The sequence below is a fragment of the Streptomyces sp. RLB3-17 genome (assembly GCF_007113425.2).
GTDB lineage: Bacteria > Actinomycetota > Actinomycetes > Streptomycetales > Streptomycetaceae > Streptomyces > Streptomyces mirabilis_D.
Window position 1 is genome coordinate 8,927,192 of sequence record NZ_CP041610.2, and the last position, 20,655, is coordinate 8,947,846.

The 20,655-nt window shown below is 71.3% G+C and carries 20 protein-coding genes; 1 reads left to right on the forward strand and 19 read right to left on the reverse strand.

Features of this window, described 5'->3' with window-relative positions; translation table 11 throughout:
- Positions 1-13: 13 nt before the first annotated feature.
- The 19 genes from FNV62_RS40100 to FNV62_RS56140 all read right to left on the reverse strand — a co-directional run bounded on the left by FNV62_RS40100 (position 14) and on the right by FNV62_RS56140 (position 18,773).
- Positions 14-1,954 (reverse strand): ATP-binding cassette domain-containing protein, encoded by a 1,941-nt coding sequence (locus tag FNV62_RS40100; RefSeq protein WP_144315924.1) that lies wholly within the window; start codon positions 1,952-1,954, stop codon positions 14-16.
- A gap of 312 nt (positions 1,955-2,266) precedes the next feature.
- Entirely contained in the window at positions 2,267-3,301 is a 1,035-nt protein-coding gene (locus FNV62_RS40105; RefSeq protein WP_144315925.1) for a hypothetical protein, read from the reverse strand.
- Positions 3,302-3,305: 4 nt separating this feature from the next.
- Complete coding sequence (fxlM, locus tag FNV62_RS40110; protein ID WP_144315926.1) at positions 3,306-5,351, reverse strand: methyltransferase, FxLD system; 2,046 nt, start codon at positions 5,349-5,351, stop codon at positions 3,306-3,308.
- 39 nt (positions 5,352-5,390) lie between these two features.
- Positions 5,391-6,461: a lanthionine synthetase C family protein gene (locus tag FNV62_RS40115; RefSeq protein WP_143609760.1), complete on the reverse strand. Its 1,071-nt coding sequence runs from the start codon at positions 6,459-6,461 to the stop codon at positions 5,391-5,393.
- Entirely contained in the window at positions 6,458-8,497 is a 2,040-nt protein-coding gene (locus FNV62_RS40120; RefSeq protein WP_225900540.1) for a lantibiotic dehydratase family protein, read from the reverse strand. Before FNV62_RS40120 ends, FNV62_RS40115 begins: the two co-directional genes overlap by 4 nt.
- An 87-nt stretch (positions 8,498-8,584) precedes the next feature.
- Positions 8,585-8,773, reverse strand: a complete 189-nt coding sequence (locus FNV62_RS40125; RefSeq protein WP_057608338.1) for an FxLD family lanthipeptide — start codon at positions 8,771-8,773, stop codon at positions 8,585-8,587.
- A 132-nt stretch (positions 8,774-8,905) separates the two neighbouring features.
- A complete protein-coding gene (locus FNV62_RS40130; protein ID WP_143609761.1) occupies positions 8,906-9,373 on the reverse strand; it encodes a DUF6082 family protein in 468 nt (155 codons plus the stop codon).
- Between the two features lie 74 nt (positions 9,374-9,447).
- Positions 9,448-10,023 carry a DUF6624 domain-containing protein gene (locus FNV62_RS40135; protein WP_143609762.1) on the reverse strand — a complete coding sequence of 192 codons (576 nt, stop codon included), beginning with the start codon at positions 10,021-10,023 and terminating at the stop codon, positions 9,448-9,450.
- On the reverse strand, positions 10,020-10,289 hold the full coding sequence (locus FNV62_RS56130; protein ID WP_225900541.1) for a hypothetical protein: 270 nt from the start codon (positions 10,287-10,289) through the stop codon (positions 10,020-10,022). The genes FNV62_RS40135 and FNV62_RS56130 overlap by 4 nt, the downstream gene beginning before the upstream one ends.
- 7 nt (positions 10,290-10,296) lie before the next feature.
- Positions 10,297-10,668, reverse strand: coding sequence for a hypothetical protein (locus FNV62_RS56135; RefSeq protein WP_225900542.1), 372 nt, complete (start codon positions 10,666-10,668; stop codon positions 10,297-10,299).
- Positions 10,665-11,159, reverse strand: coding sequence for a LuxR C-terminal-related transcriptional regulator (locus FNV62_RS40145; RefSeq protein WP_164406031.1), 495 nt, complete (start codon positions 11,157-11,159; stop codon positions 10,665-10,667). Before FNV62_RS40145 ends, FNV62_RS56135 begins: the two co-directional genes overlap by 4 nt.
- A gap of 128 nt (positions 11,160-11,287) precedes the next feature.
- A complete protein-coding gene (locus tag FNV62_RS40150; protein ID WP_144315927.1) occupies positions 11,288-12,541 on the reverse strand; it encodes an acyl-CoA dehydrogenase family protein in 1,254 nt (417 codons plus the stop codon).
- 83 nt (positions 12,542-12,624) lie between these two features.
- Positions 12,625-13,260: a GAF domain-containing protein gene (locus tag FNV62_RS40155; protein WP_144315928.1), complete on the reverse strand. Its 636-nt coding sequence runs from the start codon at positions 13,258-13,260 to the stop codon at positions 12,625-12,627.
- Positions 13,260-13,847: a GTP-binding protein gene (locus FNV62_RS40160; RefSeq protein ID WP_164406032.1), complete on the reverse strand. Its 588-nt coding sequence runs from the start codon at positions 13,845-13,847 to the stop codon at positions 13,260-13,262. Before FNV62_RS40160 ends, FNV62_RS40155 begins: the two co-directional genes overlap by 1 nt.
- A 52-nt stretch (positions 13,848-13,899) precedes the next feature.
- A complete protein-coding gene (locus FNV62_RS40165) occupies positions 13,900-14,313 on the reverse strand; it encodes a DUF742 domain-containing protein (protein ID WP_143609765.1) in 414 nt (137 codons plus the stop codon).
- Positions 14,310-14,825, reverse strand: a complete 516-nt coding sequence (locus FNV62_RS40170; RefSeq protein ID WP_144315929.1) for a roadblock/LC7 domain-containing protein — start codon at positions 14,823-14,825, stop codon at positions 14,310-14,312. The genes FNV62_RS40165 and FNV62_RS40170 overlap by 4 nt, the downstream gene beginning before the upstream one ends.
- Before the next feature lie 73 nt (positions 14,826-14,898).
- Positions 14,899-16,416: a sensor histidine kinase gene (locus tag FNV62_RS40175; RefSeq protein WP_144315930.1), complete on the reverse strand. Its 1,518-nt coding sequence runs from the start codon at positions 16,414-16,416 to the stop codon at positions 14,899-14,901.
- Between the two features lie 26 nt (positions 16,417-16,442).
- Positions 16,443-18,344: a glycoside hydrolase family 15 protein gene (locus tag FNV62_RS40180; RefSeq protein WP_144315931.1), complete on the reverse strand. Its 1,902-nt coding sequence runs from the start codon at positions 18,342-18,344 to the stop codon at positions 16,443-16,445.
- A 228-nt stretch (positions 18,345-18,572) separates the two neighbouring features.
- A complete protein-coding gene (locus FNV62_RS56140) occupies positions 18,573-18,773 on the reverse strand; it encodes a hypothetical protein (RefSeq protein ID WP_225900543.1) in 201 nt (66 codons plus the stop codon).
- Positions 18,774-19,252: 479 nt separating this feature from the next.
- Here FNV62_RS56140 and FNV62_RS40190 point away from each other — a divergent pair, with 479 nt between their 5' ends.
- A complete protein-coding gene (locus FNV62_RS40190) occupies positions 19,253-20,641 on the forward strand; it encodes a Tat pathway signal protein (protein WP_205521800.1) in 1,389 nt (462 codons plus the stop codon).
- Positions 20,642-20,655 lie beyond the last annotated feature (14 nt).

The following is a 20,655-nucleotide window of genomic DNA, read 5'->3' on the forward strand; positions in this document are numbered from 1 at the left end:
CGGCGAGCGGTGATCAGGAGGCAACGCCGCTCATCCGGCGCTGCAGCTCCCACAGGGTCCGGAACAGACCGGGCTCCTGGGTGAGTTGGGCGTAGGTGCCCTCCTGAACGATCCGCCCTTCATCCAGGACCACGATCCGGTCGGCGACAGCCACGTTGGTGAGCCGGTGCGTGATCAGCAGGATGGCGCGGTCCTTGGCCAGTTCCCGCAGGCCGGCGAAGATCCGGTGCTCCGCACGGGCGTCGAGGGCGGCCGTGGGTTCATCCATCACCAGCAGCGCCGCCTGCCGGTGGAACGCGCGAGTGAGGACCAGGCGCTGCCACTGCCCGCCGGAGAGCTGCTGCCCGCCGAACCACTCACTGGTCAGGAGGGTATTCAGGCCGGAGCGGAGGCCCGGCAGCATCTCCGCGGCGCCGGACGCCTCGCATGCGGCGAGCAGAGCCGCGTCACTGGTGTCGCCCTGCCCGAACGTGATGTTGTCACGCATCGTCAGCGGCAGGTACGTGAACTTCTGCGGCACCAGCGCGACGTGCTCCCACGACCCCCACGGGTCCAGGTCCGCGGTGGAGGCGTGGTCCCAGGCCACGTCGCCCTCGGTGGGCAGCAGCAGCCCGCACAGCAGGCGCGAGAGGGTTGTCTTGCCGGAGCCGTTCTCCCCGACCAGCGCCACGATCTCCCCGCGCCGCACGTGCAGGGAGACGTTGCTCAGGCTGTCCTTCGGGGCGCCGTCGTAGCGGTAGGTGACGTCGCGGACCTCGAAACGCTCCAGGGGCACGGCCACGGGCGCGGTGCCGCGGGAGTCGGTCATGGCCTGGCCGTGGGCGTTGTCGAGGAAGTTCTGCCAGTCCTGCACGTACCAGCCGGTGCGCACCAGGTGGGCCCCGCCGTTGATGATGCCGCGCACCGAGCCGGTGGCGGTCTGGAGAGCGAAGACGGCGCCGCCGCCGGCCGCCAGGCTCATCCGCCCGGAGGCCAGGAGCCACAGCAGCGCCGCCCACACCGCGGTCGAGGCGATCCCGCCGGCCACGGCTCCGGCCAGTCCCATCCAGGCACCGGTGTTCACGGCTTTTCGTTCGGCCGCGTTGACCGAGGCGGCCAGCCGCCGGTACCGGCCGATCAGGAAGGGGCCGGCCAGGCAGGCGCGCATCTCCTCACTGGACTCCTGATAGGCCATGTGCCAGCGCAGCTTGCCCAGCATCCGGCGGCGCCCGGAGGTCTCCAGCCCGGCGAGGTAGAGCACGCGGGCGGAGCGGACGTAGGCGGCGGCCTGCGGCAGGCAGGCGAGGAAGAGCAGGGGAAGGAGCAGGGGGTGCAGGACGGTCAGGACGGTGGCGCCGGCCGCGAGCGTGGCGGTGGCCGCGAGGACGTCCTGCGCTTCTTCGACGAGGTCGGGGGTGACCTGGGCGCCGCGGTCGGCGATGTCGTAGGCGTCGTTGTAGCCGGGCTTGTTGTTGGCGGCCAATTCCGCGCCGAGCGCGGCCTCGATCATCGTCAGCTCCGCTGCCCGGCCGAGCACCGGGCGCAGACGGCCGGTCAGCCAGACGACGATGATGCCCAGCAGGGCGCGCAGGCCGGCGGCGGCGGCGATCACGGCCAGCTGCGGGGCGGCGTCCCACAGCCGCTCGGTGATGTCGCCCGAGGAGATCAGCGCGGTGATCGTGCCCGTGACGGCCAGGAGGCCGAGGGCCGCGAGGACGCCGGTCCCGATCTGGCACACCAGCAGGCCGATGGTCGCGCCGCGGTCCACGCGCCAGGCCATCTGCACCGAGCGCCGCACGAGTGAGGGAAGGCGCCGCGCCATGGTGCGGGAGGTCAGCAGGGAGCCGGCCTGGAGCCGTGACTCGTCGCGGTAGAGGTATTCCTCTTCTCGAACACCGGCCTCCTGCGGTTCGTTGTCCGGCGCGGTCCCCTTGGGCGGTTGTGGCGGCTGGTCCTGTGTAATGGCCGAGGTCATCGTTCCCCCTAGGACGGTCGCTGCGGCAGAGTCGTGAGGTCTAACGACACGGCTGCGATATCGAACACACGTCATTCGGTCGTGCTGGGGAGCCCGCTATTTCCTGCGTCAGGGAACCCCGCGGGCGCGGGATCCCTGGTCTGGCTTGGAGCGGCTGCGGGCAGGAAATGGCCGAAACGCCGACACCGCCAAACAGCGTGGGCAGTACGGCGGGGCATCCCGGGTCGTCCCCTCTTAGCTGGGATCTGGTTCGGCCTGCAGCAGCCTTTCCAGTTCTGTCTCGGCGTGGCCGACCGCGCCCGTCAGAGCCTCCTAGTGGTGGGCGGACAGGACGCCGGATCCCAGTCCGGCCGTGGCGATCACCGCGTTAAGCGCGTCTGTCGCCCGGTCGTCCAGGGCGGACGCGGCGACGGGGTGGTGCAGTGCGTCTCGTGCGGCGTAGGCGTCGAGTCGGGCGACGCTGACGAGGGAGTCGAGTACGCGGGCGGCATGGCGTCCGGTGCGGTCCAGTTCCAGGGCTGACAGGCCCGTCCGGGTCTGGAAGGCGGCGGTCGGCGGATCGGGGTGGGCAAGGAGCTGGACGGCTGCATCAAGGGTGCGGTCAAGGTCGGGTTCAAGGACGGGGGCGTCTGCGGGTCGGCAGTGGGCGTGCAGGAGGAGGGCGATGCCTCTCTCCCAAGGCTCGGCGGGCTGGGTGGTGCCGATCAGGTCGCGGGCCTGCTGGTCCAGGCCCTGCTCCATCATGGCCATGATCTTGATCTGGCGGCCGTCGAGGAGCCGGTTGCCGATGCCGCGGTGCTGGGCCATGGCGTCGGCGGCCTCGGTCCACCGCCCGATCTGGGCGAGGGCGCGGGCGCCGTCCACGAGCAGGGTGACGTACAGCTCCTGGCACACCGTGCGGTGGTCCTCGTCCGTGCCGGTCAGAGCAGACAGGTCGACGGTGCGGCCGTCGATGTCAGTCTTGTTCCGGTGTCGGGCAGCGTCGTTGAGGCAGTACAACAAGCCGTAGGCGAGTTCGCCGTGGCCGGCGCGAGTCTGCAACCGGGAGAGGTTGACGAGCGGCATCAGCGACATGACGGCGACCCGTCCGCTGAGGCGTCCGGCGTTGGCGAAGACCTGGTGCTGCCGCCAGCACAGATCCTCGGCCAGGTCGGGCAGGCCGACGTCGGAGGCGATGAGCGCGGCGTAGTTGAGGACCCCGCAGGTGCGGGCCACCAGGTCATGGTGGCCCGCACCTGCGGGCGCGACGGTCAGCCCGGTGAGATGGTTGATGCGCTCCTCCAAGGGGAGCGCGGGCGCTTTGGTGCGGCGGACCAGGGGGATGCGGCTGGCTATCGCGGGGATCATCGGCTCAGCCCTTGCGCGCCCAGTCGACGACGAGACGGCTGTAGGGCTTGTCGACGACGAAGCGCGGGTCGTCTGCCGTCAGCCGGTCACGCGAGTCCGCGACGGCCATCCGGAAGCCCGGTTCGGGGGCGTCGTTGCCGCCGGTCGCGTCCCAGGCGCGGATCTCGCTCACGACGCGCTCGGCGAGGTCGGCGCCGCCCTCGCCGTGGCCGATCACGCCGACCTCCCAGTACCGGCCCTTCTCGTCCTCGCCTTCGCGGATGGTCAGGTACGAGAGCGACCCGCCGTCGGGGGCGGCCATGGACCCCCACCCGAAGTGCGGAGTGAACCCGGGGCGCTGGCCCGGCAGCCGGGACAGGCCGTTGGGCAGCACGCAGGCCAGGTACAGGTACAGCCACTCCCACGCCGAGCCCTGCCGGAACTTCACCCCGGTGTAGAGCTTGGTCTGCTGCTGGTCGAGGACGGTACGCAGCGCGTCGCGGTCGACGTCCTGCTCGCTGAACGTCTCCAGGCGCACGTTGCCCTCGCCGGCCATCGGCACGAGGGTGTACACGTCGTCGCAGACGCCCTTGCGCAGCGGGATGAAGGTGGCCATCTCGCAGGAGACGGTCTTCCACGTGTCGCCGTCGCGTTCGAAGGCGAAGCTCCGGGAGATGCTGCCGCGGATGCGCATCGGCAGGACCAGGCGTCCGCCGGGGGCGAGCTGGTCGAGGATCTTCACGGGGACGTCGCCGGCGCCGACGGTGAAGATGATCCGGTCGTAGGGGGCGTGCTCGGGCAGCCCGGCCGCGCCGTCGGCCATCACCGCGGTGGCGTTGTCGACGCCGGCCTCGGCGAGGTGCTGGCTCGCGCCGGCGACGAGGTCCTGGTCGACGTCGAGGGTCCACACCTGCCCGCCGGGGGAGACGATCTTGCCGAGGAGGGCGGCGTTGTAGCCGGTTGCGGCGCCGGCTTCCAGGACCTTGTGGCCGGGCTGGGCGCCGAGCTGTTCGAGCTGGGTGGCGACGATGGACGGCGCGGAGATGCAGGAGATCATCTCCCCGTGCTCGTCGTGCTTGATCGGGACCGCGTCCTCCTTGTACGCGCTCTCCAAGTCGACGCCGGGCAGGAAGGCGTGCCGGTCGGTGGTGCGGAAGGCGTCGATGGCCGCCTGGCTGCGCAGGTGGCCGCTGTCGACGAGCCGCTGGGCGAGGGCTTCGCGCAGCTGGTTGGGGTCGGTCACGGGTGTCACGGTGGTCTCCATTCGAGGGAGGCTAGGGTCCGCGGGTACGGACTTGCGGGTACACACGTCAGCTCCTTCTCCGGCGGAGAAGGCGACGTGACGGCCGAGCCACGCGGTGGCGGCCTGCGCGTCGGCAGGCACGCCCGCGCGGTTGAACGCGAAGATCGCGTGATGGGCGATGACGCCCCGGATTCCGCGTATCAGTCGGCCGTCGGCGACGAGCCGGCGCAGGCGGCGGCCGGCGTCCTCGAACGCGGCGACGCGCTCGCCCCAGCCCGCCTCCGCGTCGGGGCGCCGGGCGGCGTCCGTGTTCATCAGCCGCCGCATCGCAGAGACGGCTTGCTCCAGCGCAGTCCCCTGGGGCGGGGTGACGGTGGGCCGCAGGGCGGCCCACCGGGCGTACACGTCTCCGGCTTCGAACGGGTCCAGCCCGGCCTCGCGGATCATGGCGGACAGCAGCATCACGCTGCGCTCGCGGGCGCCGGGGATGCCGGTCTCGGCGAGCGCGGCCGGGCTGTCGGCGCAGAACACGTCGTGCGCGACCTCCATGCCCTCGGGGCCGCCGAAGGCATGGGTCTCCGGCTCGTAGATCCCGCCCGTCCAGCCGGTGATCACGCGGTCGGCGACGAGCTGGTCCAGCAGGCCGGTGGCGGGCTGTTCGGTGCGCAGGCGCACGCCGGCGTCCTTGCGCAGGAAGTGGAAGCGGCGCCCGGCCAGCGCGGTCGCCAGGGCCCGGGCGGCGTCCGTGTGCGGGTCGGGGAAGGCCACGGAGGCGTGCCACCAGGACATGTCCGGAGGGATCGGCAGGTTCTCATCGTCGAAGGTCATGGGCAGAAAACTCCTTGCGAGGCGGCGGGGAGAAGAAGGTCAGGCGAGCAGGAGAACGCGGGTCCAGCCGGTGGTGTCGGTGGCGTTCAGGGCGAGTTGGGCTCCGGCGCGGCCTTCCATGAATCCGGGTTTGGGCAGGTGCTCCCAGTCGGCGGCCAGCCGTCGGTACAGGTCCTGGATGATCGGGGTGAAGCGTGCGGGTGCGGGACTGTCGGCGGCGACCGCGCGGGTGAGGGTCAACAGCCCGGCCCAGCCGTGGCAGAGAGTCGAGTCGGTGATGCGGGCGAGCCGCAGCGGGTCGGTCAGGATGGTCTCGACGGTGTCCTCGGCCGCTCGGCGCCGTGCGGGGTCGCCGAGGGCTAGCGCGGCGAGCTGCTGGGCGCGGGCGATGCCGGGCTGGCCGTAGCACCAGGACTGGCGGGCCGGTTCCGCCTCGGGTGGCTGGTCGGCGTCCAGGTGTGCTGCAGTGGACCAGTAGTGGGCGCCGTGCCGGTCGAGCCAGGTCGCGAATGTGCCGACGGCTTCCTCCTGGCCGGGGACGCTGACTCCGGCGCGCAGGGCGAGGGAGAGCACGGCCAGGGGCCCCGCGATGCCGTGGGCCATGCCGTTGTTGCCGTGCCCGCCGGCCATCTCCTTCCCGTCCGGGCCAACCGCCGACCACCACCCGGGCAGCATCCGGCCTTCACCACGGGCGGGGTGGGCGAGCGCGACGAGGCAGGCGAGCACGTCGGGCAGCCGGGGCGCGATCGGGCGGCGGGACAGCAGCAGGGCGGCGAGTCCGGTCAGGCCGCGGATGAGGTCCCATTCGGCGAGGTGGGGCAGTGCGCCGGCCGCCTGACGGCGGTGGGCGGCGGCGAGCCGGGCGTCCACGACGCGGTCGACGGCCGCGCGGACGTCGTCGCCGGCCCCGTGGGCGCGGGCCAGGACGAACTCCAGGGCGGGTGCGCCGTGGAAGAGGCTGGCGTTACTGCCGGTGCTCACCCCTCGGACGGTGGCCTGGGCGAGGTGGCGGCGGGCGGTGGACAGGTCCCGGCGCTCGATGTCGAGCAGGGCCATCCCCAGGGCGCCCTCGGACAGGTCCTGCGTACGGGGCACGGTCGTCGTGGTCATGAGCGTCTGGCCAGGGGAACGACGATGCTGTGGGCCCGGCCGCCGATCCACCCGTCGGCGTCCGGCGGGGGCGCGTCGTGCAGGGTGGCGATGCCGAAGGGGCTGGCGTCCAGGTGCGCTCGCAGGAGGTCCAGGTCGACGTCGCGGGTGAGGTCGAGGGGCAGCTGCTGGTCGTCCTCGGCGAGCAGGACCCGCTCCGGCACCCGGAACCGGGCACGCCAGGCGTGGAGTTGGTCCGCCCACTGCTGGAATGGGGCGGTGCGGGCGGGCAGCGTGCGGCTGCGGATCTTCCACCGGGCGGCGGTGAGGATGGTGCGCCGGTAGGTGAGGGCCGGGGTGAAGGGCAGGGTCCAGGCGGCGCCCCAGTCGAACCAGGTCACCTGCGGGGACGCGGCCCGGCTGATCTCGCCGAGGAAGCGGGCCATCGGCGGGGTGTAGTTGTTCCACAGGAAGTTGATGGCGGTGGGGGCCAGCAGCTCCAGCGGCTTGCCCGTCGCGGACTCCACCAGCTGGGGGCGGCCGTCGGCGACGGTGACCGACAGGTCGCGGGGGAAGAGGACGTGCGGTTCGGGGCGGCGGAATTCGCCGACGCTGACGATCCGGGGCAGGGCCTGGGGCGCGCGGGTGAGCAGGTCGGCCGGCACGCGTCCGGCATGGAAGGAGAGCTGCGCGAGTTCCGCCTCCGGATCGACGGTGGGCAGGTTCGCGTACGCCTCCTTGGTGCCGGGGAAGAGGTGCCAGAACCGTCCGGTCATCGAGCCGGCCGAGCGGGAGACAGTGAGCACGCGCAGCCGGAAGTCGCCCCGGTCCAGGGCCGGAACAGAGGTGGCGTGGACCTGTGCTGCCAGTTCGAGGTGAGGCGCCAGGCCGTGGGGCTTGTCGCCGGCTGCTGCTTCCAGTTCCTCGATCATCGCCCCAGTCACCGCGACGGTGCGGCTGCCTTCGGCGGCGGCGGTTCCGGCCAGCTCCAGCAGCAGGCGGTCACGCCGGGACATCGGCCGGGGCGGTTCGCTCGCCGTGACGAACCCTGCAGGGAAGCCCACGCCCCGGTCGGGATCGGTAGCCACGTCCACCGGCACCGCGGTGTTCTCGCCGTAGCGCTCGGAGAACTGCTCGATCCACCGCCGCCAGGTCGGTGTCCCGGTCGGATGGGTGACCAGGCGGGCCAGGACGGTCGCCGCGGTCTCCACTTCGGTCAGCACCTGCTCGGGCAGCCGCACGTCGGCGTCCAGCCGCAGGTCGCACGCGGTCCGCAGGCCGGCTGCCTGAGCGCGCGCCGCGGGAGGTAAGACGTCGGTGGGGTCGGCGACGGTGGCGGGCGCGCGCAGCGAGGAGCGCAGCAGCCGCACCCGCAGCAGTTCATCGAGCAGCCGGTCGCGCGCGGTGCCGCTCACGGCGGGGAACTCCGCGGCCAGCTTGTCGGACAACTGGCGGTACCCGATCGGCGATCGGGCCACGTCGAGTACGAGACGCAGCGCGGGGCTGAGGGCGAGGCGGAACTCGGCGTCGCCCTCGGAGGGCACGTGGATGTGCTGGTCGCGCTGACAGATCAGGGTGTTGACGCAGACCTCGGCGTCGGCCATGCGCGCAGCGTCGCTTTCCCAGGCGCTGAGCATCTCCTCGAGTCCGACCGGCTCGGGGCGGGCCACGGCCTGGTGCTCGTCGCCGATGCGGACGGACGTCACCTGGGCGAAGCCGAGCGGGGCGACGCCGGCGAACAGGCCGTAGGGGGTGGAGCGGCGGGCGTAGCGGATCGCGTAGCGGGCGGTGGCCAGCGCCGCCCGGCGCATCCGGCGCACCTTCGGTGTGCGGCCGTCGATGATGGCCTGCACCTGGTCCGCCAGGTGAGGGCTCGCCTGCGACACGGTCCGGCGGAAGCCGGTGTCGGACCACACTGTGCTCAGCCACGCGCGCCACTCTTCCACGGGCGCCGTGGTCGTCGGCCAGGGCGGCATGGCGGGCTCGGTCGTGTGTACCGCGGCGCGCAGCATGGCCTGCCCTGCGGCCTCGTACAGGCTGGGCCGGTGCCGTGTCATCAGGGCTCTCCTCATCTTCTGCGTGGCGGGCGGGGCGGGCCGGACGGGGAGAGCCCCGTCCGGCCCGCGTTGCCGGGGTGGTCCGGCTTACGAGGTGGTGCAGGCGCTGGGGCAGGAGCTGCCGCAGGTGTCGCCCGTGCTGCACATCAGGACCGTCTCGGTCGCCGGCGTGCCCTCGATGAAGGTGATGTCGAGCCCGAACGGGTCGGTCTCGTCGGTGGTTGCCAGGTCCGACTGCACGGGGGCGGTCGGCCTCTCCGTCTGCACGGCGGTCATGCTTGCCTCCTTGTGGCGATGGGTGGTGCGGGATCCCGGGACCCGGTCGGGGCCCGGAGCTTGGTGCCAGACGGTGGCGGGCGAAGGCGTCGCCTGGTCCAGGCGGTCTGGGAGTCGATGGGACCCGTGCCGTCAGGCTGCTACGGGCTGCGCTTCCTGGTGGGCCTTCGCGGCCTGGTTCAGGACCTTGGTGAAGTGCTCGGCGCGTTCGTCGCCCTCGGCCTCCTGGGTGCGGAGGTCTCCGAAACGGGCCCAGTAGCGCTGGCAGACGTCGCTGTTCATGAGCGTCGAGGCGTAGAAGGGCAGTTGTCCGTCGCGGACGAAGCCCAGGCGGTCGCGCAGGCTGAGGGTGCAGATCTGCTGGTTGGCATGGAGCAGCTGCATGTACTCCTCGACGTCCATGTCCTCGGGCGCCCAGAGCTTGGCGAGGTCGGCGTTGGTGGACATCTGCGCCAGCCAGTCGAGCTGGTTGCGGGCGACGACCGCCTCGTTGCGCTCGGTCTGGTGCCGCGCGTCCTGCCTGAGCCGGACGGCTCCGACCACTGCGGTGGTGAGGGAGACGGCAGCACCGGCAGCGAGGACGGCGGTGGTGAGCTTCATCTGTCAACGATCCTTTCGTGGAGCGGAGTTGCGGCCGGGAGGCCGACTGGTGGAGAACCTGGGGTTCCGCTGCTTCACGCGGCCCCCGCGAGGACGACGGTCGGGGCTTCATCGGCAGAGTTATGCGCGGTGTACCGGCGGCGCACCGCCTTCAGAGCGACAGCGATCGGCGGCAGACCCACGGTGGCCCTGCGTGCGTCGACTGACTCCGGCGCGCGCAGCGGGCACAGTTCGATGCCGTCGGCGCGCAGCAGGAGCTGGGTGCCGTACTCCTGGTCGCGCCCGCTGGTGATGAGGGCGCGGTCGTGAAGGTGCGCCCAGTGCTGGACCAGCGCGTCGCCGGCCTGGACCGCACGTCCCAGCAGGGTGGTGGCGGCGCGCTGGAAGTCGGGTTCGTCGTCGCTGTGCAGGGCGATGCTCCACGCGGCACGGGCCGCGTCGGGGCCGACGAGGCGGTGCCCGGGCCAGTCGTGGTCGGCCAGGATGCGGCGCAGCACCTTGGTGTTGGCGTGGTCGGTGTGCCGGCCCTGTCCGAGTTGGACGGCGTCGAGCTGGTCGCGCACGCGTTTGGCCCGGTGCGCGGCCGATTCCGTGGCGCGGGCGATCAGCTCGCGGGCGAGGTCGGGCCGCTGCGGTTCGTCGGTTGTCACGCGTTGCTCCGATCATCCGGGGCCGGCTGAGGCGCGTGGACCTGGCAGCTGATCAGCGCGCGGAGCCCGGGGCGGTGCTCGGCGGGGAGTTTGAGGCGGGCGACTCGATCGCCGTCGCGTCCGGGGCCGGATCCGCACACGTCCCAGCCGGTGTCCGTGAGCCGACGCAGAAGGGCAGCGAGGGGTTCGGCTTCGAGGGCGTGGCGGGCCAGGGTCTCGGCCCGTACGACGTGGAGGTCGACTCGGGCGGCGAAGTCGGACGCCACAGGGTGATCAGGCGGGTGATGTCGTCGGACTGGCCGGGCAGGGTGTGGACGCTTTGGAGGAAGAGGGACGGACCCTGGCCCATCCGAGGTCGGGGTCGTGCTCGGGGATCATGCAGGCCAGCAGCCTCCCGTCCTCGAACAGCCCGGCGGGCATGGTCTGCGCCTCGCGGAACTGCGCGGGGATGTCGGCTCGGGCGGGTACGGGCAGGCCGTGCAGGGTGAGCCAGCGCTGGCGGTCCTGGACGAGGGCGGCGGCTTCCTCGCGCTCGGCCGCGGTGCTCAGCATGCGCATCTCGTAGATGGCGGCCGGCGGCGCCTGCGTGAACGGGACGGGGGCGGAGTGGTCCTCGCTGGCCGTGGGGGTCGTGGGGCGGGTCACTGGGTTGCCCCGCTTCGCGTCGCGTGGGCGGCTTGCTCGGCCGGCAGTAGCTGCCAGCTGTGCGCCAGGACCACCAGTTCGGTGGTGTCCTGTGCGCCCGTGTCGGCGAGGAGCTGGTCGAGCGCGGCGCGCAGGTCGGCCGGGGCGATCTTGGCGGCGACGGCGATGTCGCGGGTATCGCTGTGCTCAGCGACGGCTCGAAGCAGCAGCAGCTGCTTCGAGCTGATCTCCGGCGTCGGCCTGTCGGTCGTGGGAGGGGCCACCCGCTGGGTGGTGAACAGTCGGTGCACGATCACCGGGGGCTTGCAGCGGGGCGGGCAGTGGAGGCTCTCGCGGATGTCGCGGATGTACTGGCGGACGGTGACCGCCGACAGTCCTGTCTTTGTGGCGATCTCTTGGGGTGTAAGGCCGTTCGCGAGGTGTTGGGCGACGCGCTGCAGGGTCGGTGTCAGGGGGGTGATCGGTGCGCTGGTCGTCACGGGCGGGGTCACGATGTCTCTTTCTCGGCTGGAATGGACGGTCACCGGGATGGGTGCCACCGGTCCCCGCGGGGGACGGGGCCCGGCGGCACGGGCCCGTGCGCGGCGGTCTGGATTCACGGGGTGCCGCGCACGGGGGCTCATGCGGCGGTCGGGCCGGGGCGTGCCCAGGCAGCTTCGGCGGCGAGGCGCTCGGACCACTGGATGTGGTCCTCGTCGAAGGCGGCGTCGGCCAGGCGTATGCGCTGGACCTCGCCGGTTCCGGCGGGCGGGTAGGTGTGCTGGATGTCGCGCCACAGGCGTTGGAGGACGTAGTCGCGGTCGAGGGCGTGGGCGCCGTGCAGTTCCATGGCGTCCTGGGCGGACTGCACGGCCCACTGGTGGCCGAGGTACTTGGCGTTGATCAGGTCGGCGTCGCAGGGCAGGCCCTGGTCGAGGAGGTGCACGGACTGGTAGGCGAGTATCCGGCTGGCGCACAGGCGGGCCTCCATGCCGCCGATGCGGTCCCGCAGTACGGGCAGGTCGGACAGGGTGCCCCGGTAGCGGGGACGGGTCTTGAGACGAGCAGCGGTGGTGGCCACGATCGCTTCGTGAATGCCGAGGCTGACGGCGGCCAGATTGGGACGGCCGTACAGGATGCTGCTGCTCTGGGCCACGCTCAGCCCTCGGCCGATCTCTCCGACCACGTGGTCTTCGGGGACGCGGACGTGGTCGAGATCGAGGCGGCCGGCGGAGAAGCCGTGCAGACCGAGACCCGGGCGGTGGTCGGAGACGGCGAGCCCGGGGCGGTTGGCTTCGACCATGAACGCGGTCAGTGCCTGGGAGGCGCTCACGCCTGCCTCGGCGGTTCGGGCTACGACGAGGTGGGCTCCCGCGAGGTGGCTGTTGCCGATATGGATCTTGCTGCCGGTGATCACCCACTCGCTGCCGGCGCGTTCGGCGGTGGTTTCGATGCCGCCGATGTGTCCGCCGGCCTGCGGTTCGGTCACGGCGATCGACAACAGCAGGGAACCGTCCGCGACTCGGGGCAGCCAGCGGCCCTTCTGTTCGTAGGTGGCGAAGTGCAGCAGGGCGCCGACGGGGATCAAGGTGGCCTGCAGGATGGCCGCGGCAGCTGCCGAGACGCAGGCGATGCGGTGGACCAGGATGGTCTTGGCCACGTGTCCGGCACTCAGCCCGCCGAAGGCGGACGGGACGGTGACGGCGAACCAGCCCCGTGCGGCCATCAGGTCGGCGACCTTGCGCTCTACCCTGCCCGGAGCGGCCTCCATACGCGCGGCGCGCGGCGCGACGTGCTCGGCCGCGAAGGCGTCGGCCTCGTCCCACAGCAGTTCGTGGCGGGCGGTGAGGTAGGGGCGCAGCGCCGGTGGCGGTGTGGTGGGTGTGGCGGACATGGTCTCCCTCTCCCTGGGTGAAGGTCGCGACGTGGAGCGGCCGGGGATCGCCTACGGCTCCCGGGTGGGGGGTGTGGAACGGCCTAGCGGATGGGGGCGCGGGCGATGTGGTCCATCACCTGGGTGCCAGCGTTGATGACGATGTCTCTGAGGCGTCGCGCCTCGCTCAGGGGGCGCTTCTCGGGGTCGATGACGCACACCGTGCCCAGCACGGTGCCGCTCTCGTGGATGAGCGGGGCGCCGAAGTAGGAGCGGATCCCGACCGCGTCGACCACGTGGTTGCTGCTGAAGCGAGGGCTGGCGTGCACGTCGTGCAGTGGGAGGGCCTTCTTTCGGGCCATGACCTCCGGGCACCAGCCGTGGTCGCGGCTCATGGTGCGGCCGACGATGACGTACCCGCTGTCCGCCGACGGCTGGTGCAGTCCGACGAAGGTCTGCTCCTCCAGGAACAGATTGACGAACCCGTACAGGAACCCGGCCTGCGTGGCCATGTCGCGGGCCATCTCGTCGAAGTCGTCGCTGGCAGCGGTAGGCATGCCCAGGCGCTCGATCAGCTCGTACCGCCGCGCCAGTTCGGTCGTTTGCTGGGCCTGCGGGCCGGTGACGGCGGCGGCCGGGACGGACGGCCCAAGGGCGAGGTCCCGCATGTTGCGGCGCGGTAGTGCCTGCGTGGGCGGGGTCTGCGGTCCGAGGTAGGGGTTGGTGGGCTGGTATGTCATCAGGCGTCCTGGAGGGTGGTAGTAGGTGTGGGGCGGACGGGGCCTGCCGCTGCGTTTCTCACGGCGTGGCCGACGAGGGTCAGCAGGACGCCGGCGATGTGGTTCGGGTCGCGGGCGTCGCAGGTGACCACCGGTACAGAGGCGGGTAGTTCGAGGGCGGTACGGATCTGTTCGGGGTGGTAGCGGTGTGCTCCGTCGAACTGGTTCACGGCGACGACGAAGGGCAGGCCGATGTCTTCGAAGAAGCTGACGGGGGTGAAGCTGCTTTCCAGGCGGCGGGTGTCGACCAGGACGACCGCGCCGACGGCTCCGCGGGAGAGGTCGTACCAGAGGTCGACGAACCGGTCCTGGCCGGGCGTGCCGAACAGGAACAGTTCCAGGGGTACGGGCGCGTCGGGCAGGCTGAGGCGACCGAAGTCGAAGGCGACCGTGGTGGTCTGCTTGGCCTCGACGCCTTCCAGGCTGTCCACGTCCGCGCTCGCTTCGGTCAGGTACTCCTCCGTGCTCAGCGGCGTGATCTCGCTGACGGCGCCCACGGCGGTGGTCTTGCCCGCGCCGAAGCCCCCGGCGATCACGATCTTCAGCACGGTAGGTGCACCGGCATGTGGGTGCGCTGGAGTCCGCAGCACCACGGCCGGGTCATCCGGCCTGGGGGTAGGCGAGGGCATCGGGCCACTTCCTTTTCAGGCCCGCTGAGAGGGCCGCCAGCAGTTGTGGGGAGGGACCTGCATCCGCGTCCGTGTCGGCTGCGGCATAGGGGGAGGTGACGGGGACGACCAGGGCGTCGGCGTCTAGGAGGTCCGAGACGAGGATCTTGACGGCAGTGACAGGGCGGCCGAGTCGGCCCGCCAGCTCGGTCACCGAACGTCGGCGCTCTCGGCACAGGGTGAGGATGTCTTCGCATTCCTCGGCCTGGCCCGGGCCGGGGCGCCCAGGCCCGGCGTCCAGCACGGTTTCCAGGCCGAGCAGGTGCCGCGGCTTGGTGCGTCCGCGCGTCAGGGTGTAGGTCCGCACGAACGTCGAATCCTCGGCAGCGCGGCCGTGTGTGGTCACCGGACCTCAGCACCCGTGCCGACGCGGACGGGGATCTGCATGTAGGGGGCGAACTTCTGCACGAGGCGCCCCGTCTCGTACCCGACGGTGCCCGCGTCGGCGTCCGTGGTGGCGATGACGGCGAGGACCGTGTCCACCACACCGCGTTCGTTGCCGGGGTGGTTTTCGAAGGCCGTGCTGTGACCGGCGCTCTGGACGAAGAACAGGCAGTCGTCTCGCTCGATGACGACCTGCCTGGCCGGCCTCTTCTTGTGGCTGGGGCCGGTGATGTTCGCCGCGAGGGAGGCAACTCCGCTGAGCGCGGCCGACAGTTCGTCCGCCCAGTCCTTGTCGACGTCGCTGTCCAGCAGCCGCAGCCCGTCCCGCGACAGCAGCACGGCGTGGGTGACGCCCGGGACATCGGAGGCGAACTGACGCAGCAGCCAGGCCATGTTGTCCCGCTGTCCGCTTGCCGTTGTTTCGGATGCGGGCGCGTCGCCGGTCACGTTGTTCATCGCGGGGTGGGTGCTCATAGGGATCGCTCCAGAAGGGGGAAGGGCCAGCGGATGTAACGGGCCGCCGGGAACGTGGAAGGACGGGCGAGGTTCAGGGCCTGGGCTGCTCTGTCGAAGCGGTGGGAGAACCGGCGGCCCCGCCGGCCTGGATGCCGTTGCGGAAGGCGGCTGCGAGCCCTGGCGTCGCCGCGGTCACGGGGGCTTGCTCCCGCTGGCGTGGTGGATGGAACGAGCCGACCTGACGTCTACGCGTGGGAAGAGCGGGCGCATCAGCAGAGTGACCTGCCTCTGCGGCTCCCGGTGCCCCTGCGGTGCCGGGGCGTGTGACCTGGCCTGCCGTCGGGATGGCTGGAGTCGCGGCAACCTGCCGCGGCTGCGGCGCGGAGGGGCGGGCTTCCTTTGGCAGCGCGCTCGCATCGTCGACGGAGGGAATCGCTACGAGGAGCCGTGCCGGAATAACCACCAGGGCGGTGGTGCCTCCTGTCACGTTCTCCTGTAGGAGAACGGACAGCCCGTGGGACTGGGCGATCTTCGCGGCGACCAGCAAGCCGAGCTGGCCGGCTCGGACTTGGCCGCTGACATCGACCTCGTCGGGGGCTTTGAGTAGGTGGTTCATCTGTGCCCGCGTCTGCGGATGCATGGGGATGGCCCGGTCCTCGACCTCGACCGCCAGCCCGTTCGCCACCCGCTGCGCACGCACCATCACCTTCGTCGCCGGATCGGAGCACTCGCAGGCGTTCTCAATCAGCTCGGCCAGCAGGTGCGTCAGGTCCGGACCCACATGTCCGGGAAGACCCAGCTCGGCGCCCACAGACCCGGCCGCGACGGCCACACGCGGATACTGCACGACCTCGGAGACCGCGCCGCGCAGCGCCGTCGCGACGGGAACAGGCCGGCGCACGCTGCGCAGGGACTGCCCGCCCAGCACCGCCGTGCTCTCGACCTGGCGACGCATCCGCGTCACGAGGTGATCGATCTCGAAGATCTTGGCCAGCAGCTCCGGGTCGTCGGTCAGCATCTCCAGCTGGCTCAGTGCCTGAAGCGCCTTGCCGACCAGGGCGTGCTCGCGCATGGCCAGACGGCGCAGCACTTCTAGGAGGACGACGGACTGGGACTCGTCGTGCACACGTATCAGCGACGCGATGGCCTGCGCCTGGACTGCACTCAACGCCTTGTTGATCTCGGCGTTCGGACTGGCCGATGGTGGCGCCTGCATGTCCGGCAGCGGCGGGCGTCCCCCGCGGCACAGCTCGTCCGCCGACCACTGCACCGACTTCTCGACGGCTGCCGCTGCCCCCGCGACCGCGGTCAGTGCCGCTGCCCGGGCCTCCTCCGCGGCTGTCTGCATGGCCCCTGCGGCCGTTCGCGCTCCGCGAGCCGCCACCGTGGCGACCCCAGCCAGTCCGCAGACCAGGCCGACCAGGAGCCAGCCGGGGCCTACCGCGGACACCGACCAGAGGGGGAAGGCGGCACCGAGGAGCGCGGCAAGGAGCACCAGGGGCAGTGCCACGGCGCGGCGGACACGGTGCAGCGTGAACGCGTCGATCGGAGGCCGCCGTCTGCGGTGGCCGGTAGCGGCCGGCCGTGCCGGGAAGGCGCTGTCAGGCATGGGAATCCTCGTCAGGGTGGGGGTGGCTAAGCGTGCTGCGGCGTCAGGTCTGCGCAGGTCTGGCGTGTGCTGCGTGAGGTCGAGCGGGGCGTCGGAACCGCGACTGCGCCGCGGTGGTGGGAGGACTGCGTCGCCAGGAGCTGAAGGAGCCGGGCGCTCTGGATCAGGCCCATGTGGCTGAACGCCCGCGGGAAGTTGCCGAGCTGGCGCTGCTGGACGGGGTCGTACTCCTCGGCCAGGAGCCCGAGGTCGTTGCGCAGCGCGAGGAGGCGTTCGAATAGGGCGTGGGCCTCGTCCAGTCGGCCGGTCAGGGCCAGGGCGTCGACGAGCCAGAAGGAGCAGAGGACGAATGTGCCCTCGTCTCCGGTCAGGCCGTCCACCCCGGCGTGGTCGCCGATGGTCGGGTACCGGCGTACGAGCCCGTCCGGGGTGGAGAGTTCACGAGGTACCGCGTCCACGGTGCCGACGACGCTCGGATCGTCCGGCGGCAGGAAGCCGACGCGGGGGATCAGCAGCGTGGCGGCATCCAGCTCCTGCGAGCCGTAGGACTGGGTGAAGGTGTTGCGCACCGGGTCAAAGCCCTTGGTGCAGACCTCGTGGTGGATCTTCGCCCGCAGTTCGACCAAGTAGTCCAGGTCCATGTGGAGGGAGCCGGCCTCCACCAAGCGGATGGTGCGGTCGATCGCCACCCAGGCCATCACCTTCGAGTGCACGAAGTGCCGGCGTGCCCCGCGAATCTCCCAGATCCCCTCGTCGGGATCCTGCCAGCGCTGTGCCAGGTGCTCGACGAGTCGCTGGTGCAGCACGGCGGTGTCGGCACAGTGGGCCACACCGCTCTCGTGCGCGAGGTACAGGGTCTCGATCACCTCGCCGTACACGTCGAGCTGCAGCTGGTCCTCTGCCCCATTGCCGACCCGCACCGGCGCTGATCCCTCGTACCCGGGCAGCCAGGGCAACACCCGCTCCCGCAGGTCACGCTCCCCGGTGATCCCGTACATGATCTGCAGGTTCTCCGGGTCGCCGGCCACGGCTCGCAGGAGCCATCGCCGCCATGCCTGCGCCTCTTGCCGGTATCCGGTTCCCAGCAGTGTGGCCAGCGTCGTGGAGGCGTCCCGTAACCAGGTGAAGCGATAGTCCCAGTTCCGGTTTCCGCCGATCTCCTCGGGCAGCGACGTGGTCGGCGCCGCGACGATCCCACCGCTCGGCCCGTAGGTCATCGCCTTCAGCGCGATCGATGAACGGACCACGGGTTCGCGATAGGGCCCCTCGTAGGTGCACTCCCGTGTCCAGTCCTGCCAGAAGGTGAGCGTCTCGCTGAGCGCGGCCTCCGGGTCGGGAACGTCGGGCGCCGTCGCGTGGGACGGGCACCAACTGAGGACGAACGCCACGCTCTGCCGGGCGGCGACGGAGAAGGCACTGACGATGACGCCGTCCTTCTCCACCTGCTGGACGCAGGTGTCGAGCCACAGAGCGTCCGCGCCGGCCTCCGCGACCATGCGCCCACCGACCTCGTGAATCCACGGGCTGACGCCGCCGTACCCCGGCCGCGGACGCATGGCCGAGACCATGGAGACCTCACCGGTCAGGCCCTCGACGATCCGGATCACCTGAGGTGCCCCGTCGCGCGGTGGCATGAAGTCCAGGACGCGGACCGACCCGGCCTGGGTGCGCCATACCGATTCAAGGACGAGCGAGTCACCGCGGTACCGGCGCTCGGCGACTGCTTCGGAGCTGGAACGGCCAGCGGGAGCGGCCGGAGCGATCCGCCAGGTGCCGTGTTTCTGCGTGCCGAGCAGGCTGGCGAAGACGGCCGGCGAGTCGAATCGGGGCAGGCACAGCCAGTCGATCGAACCGTCGTCGCAGACGTGGGCACTGGTCTGCATGTCGCCGATCAGGCCGTACTGCTCGATACGCGGAAGGCGCTTCATCGTGTGGATCTCCGTAGGCCCCGCGGATCCGGGGATGGCTTCGGGACCGCCGCAGCGGCCGGGAAAGTAGGAACGAGTGGCACCGGTGTCACCGGGGCGGGGAAGCTGCGATCTGAGGCGGCGGGGACTCCTCGCCGGGCGCAGCAGGGCCGGTTGCGCGCTCGCCGCGCAGAACAAGCCAGGCCATTGGCACGAGGATCAGCCCGATGACGACGGCTCCGGTCGCCGTCATGTCCGCGGCACCGAAGCGGCCCAGACCAAGCAGGCGAGGGCAACAGCGAAGACTGCCCCACGCAGCACGTTGATCCTCGGCTTCCGCCAACGCCGCCTGCGCCTCGGGAGCATCGCCCCGGGGCCGACGCGCTCCACATACGCGACGAGTTCCTGGGTCGCTTCGGCGAGCTGGACCAGGTACACCCGGCTGGGCATGTAGCCCTCCGGGACGCTGTCCGAGCAGAGCCTCTGCGCGCGCAGCAACACAGGGGTGCCCGAAGCGGTCCGTGCTCCCAACTGGCAACGTGACCGCGCAGACGGCGAACGAGGTCCTCCACATCAGAAGCGCTCTCGGGCAGCGGCGAATCATCGCCCAGCACGAGCGTCACCGTCTCCGACGCGGCCACCACGTGATCACGCTGCGGCGCCCGCTCCACGGTGACGGACCCTCGCCCTCCGCTCCCGCCCTGGATGTCTCCTCCGCGAGGGACCAGCGAAAGACGCATGACACAACTCCTGTTCGGATCAAGCCAAAGTGAGCCGAGATCGCCCGTTGGCACCGACGGCTGGCGTGCGAAGTGAGTGATCTGTCCGCTACGTTGAGCGAACCGTGAATCCCGTCTGAGGGGTATGCCTGTGCGGACCGGAAGGCCGCCAAAGGCGCCAAAGATCATTTCGGAACCGAGGGGCAGTCCATGGCCCGTGAACGAAACGTCGCCCTCGCCGCACTCCTGCGCGAAGCAGGCTGGTCCCAGCCGCAAGCAGCCGCTGCCGTTGCCCGGGTGGCCGCGGAGAGCGGCGTGCGTGAGCTGGAGGCGATCTCCCGCTCGCACATTTCCATGTGGGTCCTGGGCACGAAGCCGAGTGGCAGAGCGCCGCATATCCTGCGCGAGACGCTGTCCCGCAGACTCGGCCGCCGCCTCACCTTGGCCGACCTCGGGCTGGAAGAAGAGCCGACAGGCACGACCGACAGCGGTTCCGACTGGAGCGTCGACCCTCTGACCGCATTGGCCGAGCTGGGAAGCGACGATCTCGACATGCACCGACGCAAGCTGCTGGCCACCGCCGCCTACTCCGCGGCTGGCCTCGCCCTGCCTACCGCCTCGTGGTGGGCAGCCGCCCCTGCCGCAGCGGCGAACCGTCGACCGGTATCCCCGCGCTCGGTGACCCAGGTGGACATCGACGACGTCCGCGACCTCACGGTCTACTACTCCGCGCGTGACCAGCAGCGAGGCGGCGCCTCCGGCCGCAAGGCCCTTGCCAGCCACCTGCTCGACGAAGCGGTGCCGCTGCTCGGCGGTCGATTCCGCACGGATCAGCTCCGTCGCGACACGTACTCGGTCGTGGCAGAGATGACCTATCTCGCCGGCTGGATGGCCTTCGATGCCAGTGAGCACCGCACCGCCCAGCGCTACCTCACCATCGCCGCCCGGATCGCGGCGGAAGCCGGAGACGGACCGCTCGGCGGCCATGTCCTGCGCGCCCTCGCCCACCAGGCCGTGGACCTCGGGCATCCGCGTAGGGCGCTCGCCCTGGCCGACGCCTCGATGTCCCGCGACCGCTACGGCCAGGCCAGCAATCGTGAGAAGGCACTGCTGGCGATCGTCCATGCACGCGCACTCGCGGCCGACGGCGACCGGGCCGGCACTCTCGCGGCCATCAGCCGCGCAGAGCGGGACCTTGCCCGCGCCGACACAGTCGAGGCGCCGGCCCGCGTCGGCTTCTTCCAGGAAGCGTCCCTCGCCCACGAAACTGCCTGTGCTCTGCGCGACATGGGCCAGCCGCTCGACGCGGAGATCCACTTCAAGCGCAGCGTTGCCACCCGCCGACGCCAGCAGTACGCCCGAACCCACAGCGTCACACTCGGCTACCTCGGCGCCGTCCAGGTCCAGCAAGGCCGCCTCGACGAGGCATGCGCCACCTGGAACCAAGCACTCGACGCCATGACTGGCGTCCAGTCTGGCCGCGCCCGCGACGTCATCGTCCGCCTCCAGAGCGACCTCTCGCCCGTCCGGCAACGTGGGGGCCGCCATGTCACCGAACTGGACCACCGGGCACGGAGCATGCTGCGGGCCATAGGCTGATCGCGACACGGGCT